The following is a 6423-nucleotide window of genomic DNA, read 5'->3' as shown; positions in this document are numbered from 1 at the left end:
ATCTCCCCATCTCCCCATCTCCCCATCTCCCCATCTCCCCATCTCCCCATCTCCCTATCTTCAAGCAGGAGAGACCTCAAGGCCGTTGAATAATCTTTTCGAGAACCCGCCGCTTGGCTTTGGTGTCGATACCAATTAGGCGCACATACTGACCCTTATGCTCCCCTAAGCGTTCTGTCAAAGCAGCGATCGCGTCCGATACATTGTTTTCTGGTAATGGATTCCCACTTTTCCAAGCATTATTCTTAACCCGACGCTCATTGCCGTATTCTAGGGTAAGGCGGTAACCTTGAGCCAAAAGCTCTCCAATCTGGTCTTGGGTTTCTAGATCTAATCCTAGATGTAAGGGCTTTTTGCTACCATTGCGCTGTCCTGTCTGAGATTGATTTAACCCGTTCGTGACTTTAGGGCTAGTTGACTCACTGATGACTGGATTGGATACAGGTGCCTTGTGGTTTGCTTGAGGTTGGTCAGGGGTTGGGATAGTATAATTACTATTTGTATTAGTATTTGTATTACTTGCTTGGCTCGTCAGGGAGGGGACTTGATTGTACTCCCTAGCTAGTCCGCTGAGTTCCAACCGTTGCTGTTCAGCTTTAATCAGTTCTCCAAACTCAATTAAGCGGGAGATGCTAAAGTTTGGTGTTTCAAATTTGGGCGGTCCTTCCTTACTGTTGACTACACGAGAGGAAACTCGGTCTATACCAATATCGTAAATAAACTTACGGATTTGTTCATCGTAAATACGCGATCGCAAAGCACTGAAGAAATCAATGGCTTGATTGTCGAAGGTATCAATCAGTTGTTCAATCTCCCCGGTAGAGAGTCCATCTCCGTGAAAGATACCACTAACAATACCAATCCGGTCTTCTCGGTTGGGCTGCCAGTAGAATTTCGCCATCCGACCATCCCGAGTCAAAGGCGCATAGAGAGTAGAAAAATCATTACCAGTGACAATAATCGGTACTCGGTGGATCGGTTGTGAGTCATAACTCCCTGGAAGTTGGACATTGGTGGGATTATCAGCAATGTTCATCAACGTACCATGCACCAGCTGGGTATTTACCGTATATTGGGTACGTTCATCGAACCGTCCCGCCCCAGCATCCAAGTCATTGATCATCAGCACACACATCTTACCCTTGACTCGGATCATTTCAGCCGTTTCTCGGTAGCGCAAGCGGATCAGACGGGCTGGATCCCCAGCATCTGGGCTTTCTAGCTCACCAGAAGACATATGAACCGCTTCAATTCCCATGCGCTCGAACACAAGCTCACACTGAAAGGACTTACCCTCCCCCTTCCGTCCATGAATTCCCAAAATTAGAGGCACACGGACATGGGGTATCTCAAGGAAGTTTTTAGTGATGTGAACGGCCAGTTTATCGATAAACCGAGGAGAAATGTAATAGTGCTGGGACATACAAACAGGTGCTCTGGTGATAATCTCGTCAAATCCGGCAATTTTTAAGCCTATTGGAAATACTATTACAGTTTGTTGAAGGTTTAATCGGGTTAATCGGGTTGTTCGCGTAGCGTGGCCAATAGGCCAAGGTTGGCTGGTTGAAGGTTAGCTGGTTGAAGGTTGAAGGGTGAAGGTTGAAGGTTGGCGGGTTGAAGGTTGAAGGTTGAAGGTTGAAGGTTGGCTGGTTGAAGGTTGAAGGTTGGCTGGTTGAAGGTTGGCTGGTTGAAGGTTGGCTGGTTGAAGGTTGTTCGCGTAGCGTGGCCAAAGGCCAAGGTTGAAGGTTTAAAGTTTAAGGTTTAAAGTTTAAGGTTATTTGGTTGTTCGCCCAAGGCGATTCGGTGTAGGGTAGGTTATTTGGTTGTTTGCCTTTGGCGTCTGAAGTAGGGTAGGTTTAAAGTTGACAGCGAACAGCCAACATTCAAGCATCAACCCAATTAACCCTTCAACCAGCTAAGCATCAACCCAATTAACCCTTCAACCAGCCAACCATCAACCATCAACCCAATTAACCCGATTAAACCTTCAACCTTCAACCTTAAACCTTAAACCTTCAACCTTAAACCTTGGCCTATTGGCCACGCGATCGCGTTCAACCCAATTAACCCGATTAAACCTTCAAAAACAAACAGTAATCAAATTCGCTTATTGGCGTATTGGCACAATTGAGACTATTGGCTGGGCTAGGATATCCCTAAATAAGCATCAGGTACTTAAATTTTTTCTTGAGCTATTTATGGACTCTCCTGAATCCTCAAGGTTTGAACAATATTGGTGGATCCTGAAGCGACGTTGGCTACCAGCTTCCGGTATTTTTGTATCAGTTTCTGTGATTATGTCTCTGGTGGCATCATTCCAAAAACCGGTATATGTAGCCCAAGGATTGCTGTTATTTAAGCGGCTTAATACGACGTCTTCAGTCACCGAAGTAGGTAAAGAAATCGGTATTTTACAACCTCTGGTAGACCAAAGTAATCCTCTAGATACAGAAGCCAACATCATGAGGTCTGAGCCTCTGGCTCAAAAGACGATAACCGCACTAAATCTTAAAGATAATCAGGGGAAACCTTTAGCAATTAAAGACTTTTTGCACAATGTCAGTGTAACCAATATCCGGAAAACTGATCTTCTAGAAGTGTCTTACCAATCTCAAGACCCTCAAGAAGCAGCAGCAGTTGTTAATCAACTAATGAGTATCTATTTAGAAAATCACTTAGATTTTCAACGGGCTGAAGCTGTAGCTGCTCGGAAGTTTATTGAGAAACAGTTACCTCAAGCAGAAGCTACTGTTAGTAAAACAGAAGCAGCTTTGCGTCAGTTCAAACAAGAGAATCAAGTGATATCCTTAGACGCAGAAGCTCGCTCAGCTATCGAGGTGCTGACAGATTTGCAAAAAGAAATTGCCCAAAATCAGTCTAAAATGGCTGATGTCAATGCCCAGTACGAATCGCTCCAAACACGATTGGGCATGAATTCCAAGCAAGCTATCGCTCTAACGGCTCTCAAGCAGTCTCCTGAGGTGCAGGAGGCACTCCAAGAATTGCGCCAAGTGGAAGTGGAACTGGCTCTTGAACGTAATCGTTTCCAACCCACCCATCCCACAATTGCTAAGTTAGAAAGTAAGGTAGCCAGCCTAAAAGGTATCCTAAACCAGCGCGTCAAACAGGTTTCTAAGGCTAAGCCGAAATCTCATAGCCAGCTTTTTCAACTGGGCGAGTTACAACAAGACCTGACCAAAGAGCTAGTAGAATTAGAAGCAGCTCGTTTAGGTTTGGCTAATCAGATAAAAGCCTTAGTCAATGCCCAAACCGCTTACCGAAAAAGACTTAACGATCTCCCTAGACTGGAACAACAGCAGCGGGAGTTAGAACGGCAACTTGATGTTTCCCAATCCACCTATTCTCTCTTGCTAAATAAGCTTGGAGAAATTCAGGTAGCGGAAAATCAAAACATGGGTAATGCCCGCATTATTGCCGGGGCTCAGGTGCCGATGATTCCGATTTCGTCTGCTAAAATAGCCTATATTGCTGCTTGCTTTCAGGGACTGTTGGCCACCGCAGCAATTATTTATCTTTTAGAAACAAGAGATAAATCCCTGAAAACAATTAAAGACGTTAAGCAATTATTTAAATTTACCTTGCTGGGTGTGATTCCCCACTTTAATAAATCTCAATTATTAAATCCATCACAAGAAGTTTTAGATCCATTTACGCCCCAAGTTATTGTTCGGAATACGCCTCGGTCTCCCATCAGTGAATCCTATCGGATGCTGCAAGCAAATCTCAAGTTTTTGAGTTCAGATAAAGCCCTCAAGGCGGTGACTGTGACTAGTTCCTTACCTCAAGAAGGTAAGTCAACGGTGTCTGCTAATTTAGCAGCAGTGATTGCTCAGCGAGGAAGTAAGGTATTGCTAATTGATGCTGATCTCCATAAGCCTGTTCAACATCGAATCTGGGATTTATCGAATGAAGTGGGCTTGAGCAATATGCTTGTTAACCAGGTTGAATTGAGGGATGCCATTAAACCAGTAATCGAAAATCTGGATGTCCTGACCTCTGGAGTAGTACCTCCTAATCCCGCAGTGCTTCTGGATTCCGAGCGCATGGCTTCATTGATTAACCATGTTGCTAGTCGTTACGACTTTGTGATTATTGATACCCCTTCTTTAAACGTTGCTGCTGATGCTCCTATCCTAGGAAAAATGACCGATGGTGTGCTGTTAGTTTCCCGACCTGGAGTGGTCGATTCCGGTAGTGCTGCTTTCGCCAAGGGACTTTTGGAGCAGTCTGGTCAGACTGTTCTGGGCTTGGTCGTTAATGGCGTGATTCCTGATAATGAGCCTAATAGTTATTACTATTTTTCTCAGGAATACATTTCAGATGATAGCGTTGCTCTTAATAGAATACTTGATGTTGCTAGTTATGAGTAATTAGATCATATATAGCAAAGGTAACAGGGAGCAGGGAGTAGGGAGTAGGGAGTAGGGAGCTAAAATCACGGGTAGTGATAGGTAGTGGTAAAGATGTAGTGATTAGTTAGACTGCATTGACTTTGTGGAGTTCTACGTTGCCTCCTTCAAAGACTTGAATCATGAGTTGATAGCCTGCCATCAATGACATTCCAACAAGTGGTTCTGAATCAGCTTCATCGATGGGAATTGTTAGAGAGAATCCGTCCCATAGGATAACTGCCTCATAGACATTAAAAATACATTCACTACCATCGCCAAGAATAGCGCGTCCTCGCCTTTTCCATCTCAGATTTAACTGAGTAATCAAATCGGGAGACAGTGAAAGCCAACCATTAAAGCCTGTATCTATGATTGCCGCTTGAGTGTAAATTTTACCATTCAAGTCATAAATTGAAATGGGAATAATGGGTTCAAAGTCTGCATTAACATGTCCTCTAATCATCCCGTTCTTTTTCCACGTCCACCGAACCGACGAACATAGCGCGAACCAATCCGGACTATCCAGATTTGAGCATCTGGGTGACGGGCTTCGAGGCGATCGCAAGCGGCCATTTCCCTTGGGTCAACCTCAAAATCACCTGTTTCAATATCAATGGCAACAATCTTGCCGTGATTCCCTGCTTCGACCTTTGGAAGTACTTGAGTTTCGTAGATTTCATCACCACGTCGAGCAAATTCTTCTTTGCTGTATCGAGGTTGTTGGAGTGTCATTGGAATGATCTTGTTTCAGCTTTACGCTTCTATTTTAACTTGGTCGTGGGGCGCACTCATCAAGCAGGATTCGCATAGGCTGTCAGCATTTCCTTTGCCAATTCAAGGGCTGCGATCGCATGCTCACGGCTAACACTGGGAAAATGCTCTAAGAATTCGTCGAGTGGATCCCCTGCTTTGAGATAATCGAGCAAAGTTTTTATTGGCACACGAGTTCCAACAAAAACAGGGGTTCCTCCCAGGATGTCAGGGTCGCTATGAATAACACGGGCTGCGGTTTTCATGTCCGTTATTCCGTATACTAGGAGTTCCTCTAATTTTAGCCTACCGCTAACTGCTCCGAACTTATTTAATCTGAATTGATCTCCTCATCTTGTTTGCTGGCAATGGTGATAGCCTGCTAACTGGCGGTGATGACGCCGATCAGTTTTGGATTGCGGCGGCGGCTTTTCCCAGCACTTCTAACACCATTACTGACTTTGAGTTGGATGTTGATGTACTGGTGATGAGCGGTCTAGGGGTCACCTTTGAAGATATTGCGATCGCTCAAAATCAGGATAATATTTTAACCAGTACTTTAGGTCAAGACTTGGCTATCCTGAGGGGAGTTCAGGGGAGTCCTCTTGAGAGCGATAATTTTGTTTTCCTGTAAACAAAAAAAAGAACGGGAGGTAGTATTTTCCGGAATCCTGATTCCTTGACTGTAGTTTACAGTAGGACGCGAGGCAAGATTCACGCTAACCATAAGTAGATAACCTAAAGTGGTTGGTGTAAAGCTACTATTAGCTTGGTTCGTCGTTGATTCAATAATTCCCTATTTCCACTGATGTCGCTACTCAGTTTGGAGGGAATACTGATGAAAATTAGAGCAATTCTCTAAGCTAAACATATTGAGGAATAGTGAGATGGATGAAGTGGTTAGAAAGGTAGCTGCACTAGGCTTACCTGGTGTGATACTTCTGATTGCGATGGCAACAACGGGATTTACTGGAGCAGCAGCGATCACAGCGGCTTTGGCAATGTTAGGTCCATTCGGAATGATCGGAGGGATTGCTTTTCTTGGGGTGGTGGGAATAGCTGCTGATGGCTTATCGAAATTCGGACTTGAAGCGTTACCGAAAAAATTGGGTAATCGCGCCCCGTCCTTATAGGACGGCTTTCTTTTTCAGCTAAAACTTGACAGTTTTCACAGAGCGTGTTATTCTAAAAATAGAATCAATAAAATAAAAAGCTAGATAAATACTATCTAAAAATAAGTAGGCAACGTAAAAAATATGTA

8 protein-coding genes are annotated in these 6423 nt (G+C 44.1%); 3 read left to right on the top strand and 5 right to left on the bottom strand.

What is annotated here, in order from left to right; all coding sequences use genetic code 11:
* Positions 1-76: 76 nt before the first annotated feature.
* Together BJP37_RS18535 and BJP37_RS18530 are read right to left on the bottom strand one after the other, a co-directional pair.
* Complete coding sequence (locus BJP37_RS18535; protein ID WP_075900933.1) at positions 77-1423, bottom strand: RuBisCO small subunit-like domain-containing protein; 1347 nt, start codon at positions 1421-1423, stop codon at positions 77-79.
* 92 nt (positions 1424-1515) lie between these two features.
* Complete coding sequence (locus BJP37_RS18530) at positions 1516-1737, bottom strand: hypothetical protein (RefSeq protein WP_075900931.1); 222 nt, start codon at positions 1735-1737, stop codon at positions 1516-1518.
* A gap of 299 nt (positions 1738-2036) precedes the next feature.
* Here BJP37_RS18530 and BJP37_RS18525 point away from each other — a divergent pair, with 299 nt between their 5' ends.
* Positions 2037-4391, top strand: a complete 2355-nt coding sequence (locus BJP37_RS18525) for a GumC family protein (RefSeq protein ID WP_229415358.1) — start codon at positions 2037-2039, stop codon at positions 4389-4391.
* A 106-nt stretch (positions 4392-4497) separates the two neighbouring features.
* Here the strand turns inward: BJP37_RS18525 and BJP37_RS18520 are convergent, their stop codons facing one another.
* Genes BJP37_RS18520 through BJP37_RS18510 form a run of 3 tightly spaced genes read right to left on the bottom strand, consistent with a single transcriptional unit; the run spans position 4498 to position 5428 of the window.
* On the bottom strand, positions 4498-4875 hold the full coding sequence (locus BJP37_RS18520; protein WP_075900928.1) for a clan AA aspartic protease: 378 nt from the start codon (positions 4873-4875) through the stop codon (positions 4498-4500).
* Positions 4872-5144: a hypothetical protein gene (locus tag BJP37_RS18515; protein ID WP_075900926.1), complete on the bottom strand. Its 273-nt coding sequence runs from the start codon at positions 5142-5144 to the stop codon at positions 4872-4874. The genes BJP37_RS18520 and BJP37_RS18515 overlap by 4 nt, the downstream gene beginning before the upstream one ends.
* Positions 5145-5203: 59 nt before the next feature.
* Entirely contained in the window at positions 5204-5428 is a 225-nt protein-coding gene (locus BJP37_RS18510) for a DUF433 domain-containing protein (protein WP_075900924.1), read from the bottom strand.
* Positions 5429-5517: 89 nt separating this feature from the next.
* On the opposite strand from BJP37_RS18510, the gene BJP37_RS18505 reads away from it, so the two are divergent.
* The gene (locus BJP37_RS18505) at positions 5518-5796 is read left to right on the top strand and encodes a hypothetical protein (protein WP_075900922.1); all 279 of its coding nucleotides are present in this window, start codon (positions 5518-5520) and stop codon (positions 5794-5796) included.
* Positions 5797-6049: 253 nt separating this feature from the next.
* Complete coding sequence (locus BJP37_RS18500; protein ID WP_229415357.1) at positions 6050-6295, top strand: hypothetical protein; 246 nt, start codon at positions 6050-6052, stop codon at positions 6293-6295.
* Positions 6296-6423 lie beyond the last annotated feature (128 nt).

The organism is Moorena bouillonii PNG, assembly GCF_001942495.1.
GTDB lineage: Bacteria > Cyanobacteriota > Cyanobacteriia > Cyanobacteriales > Coleofasciculaceae > Moorena > Moorena bouillonii.
Note: the sequence above shows the minus strand (reverse complement) of the source record. Positions and strands in the feature narration are given on the sequence as shown.